This is a genomic window from Candidatus Goldiibacteriota bacterium HGW-Goldbacteria-1 (assembly GCA_002839855.1).
Classification (GTDB): Bacteria; Oederibacteriota; PGYV01; order PGYV01; family PGYV01; genus PGYV01.
The window spans coordinates 128293-129101 of the sequence record PGYV01000007.1; the positions used below are offsets into that span (position 1 = coordinate 128293).

Below are 809 nucleotides of genomic sequence, written 5' to 3' on the forward strand. Positions count from 1 at the left end.
ATAATAAATCCTTTTATCAATTACATCGTAAAAAATAACGTCAGGCTGACAACTCCAAGTGCAGCTCCCCCTATCATTAAAGGTATCGCTTTTGATGTAGCTTCATCATATTGCTTTTGCGTTCTAGAAAGACCAGCAAGAACGAACACTAAAGAACCAACAGCAAATAAACCAGCTCCAACGCCTGACAACGCAAGCCACATAGTTTTATCACCATCTCTATCTTCTACATATTCTTGCTGTTTATCAGAATGCTCAAAACCCTTTTCTTTAAAATCATGATTCTCGTTTGTAGATACCGGACTTACAGTTGCACATCCTGATAAAACAAGAATAGGTATAAGCAGCAATATTACACATTTTTTCATTATAAACCCCTTTAACTTTTCATATATAATATGTTATCCCATAAGAAAACAGAAACAAGTATTAATTGATTGCAAACTTATATCAATTATAACGTAAAATATAACACCAAACTGACAACCCCAAGTGCAGCGCCCCCTATAATTATATGCTTTGCTTTTGATGTTGCTTCATCATATTGCTCTTGCGTTGTAGAAAGACCAGCAAAAGCTAATGATAAAATTCCAAAAACGCAACAACCCAATCCAACACCTGCTCCTACAAGCCCAACAATATTTTTGTCAACTTTATCTTCTACATATTCTTTTTGTTGAGCAGATTGCTCAAGTTCCTTTTCATTAATATCCTGAACATCCTGATTCTCGTTTGTAGATACCGGACTTACAGTTGCACATCCGGATAAAATAAGAATAGGTATAAGCAACAATATTACACATTTTTTC

General features: G+C 34.7%; 2 protein-coding genes and 1 pseudogene (1 of these 3 running past the window's edge). All 3 read right to left on the minus strand.

All coding sequences use genetic code 11. The features are described from left to right. Nucleotides 1–20, minus strand: a pseudogene (locus tag CVV21_08700) (hypothetical protein) (it extends 355 nt beyond the left edge of the window). After that, the gene (locus CVV21_08705) at nucleotides 21–368 is read right to left on the minus strand and encodes a hypothetical protein (GenBank protein PKL91282.1); all 348 of its coding nucleotides are present in this window, start codon (nucleotides 366–368) and stop codon (nucleotides 21–23) included. It lies immediately after the preceding pseudogene. An 86-nt stretch (nucleotides 369–454) separates the two neighbouring features. Continuing rightward, nucleotides 455–790, minus strand: coding sequence for a hypothetical protein (locus tag CVV21_08710; GenBank protein PKL91283.1), 336 nt, complete (start codon nucleotides 788–790; stop codon nucleotides 455–457). Nucleotides 791–809: the final 19 nt, after the last annotated feature.

Coding starts and splice junctions, on each gene's coding strand:
- CVV21_08705 (PKL91282.1), bottom strand. CDS start 368: ATGAAAAAATGTGTAATATTGCTGCTTATACCTATTCTTGTTTTATCA.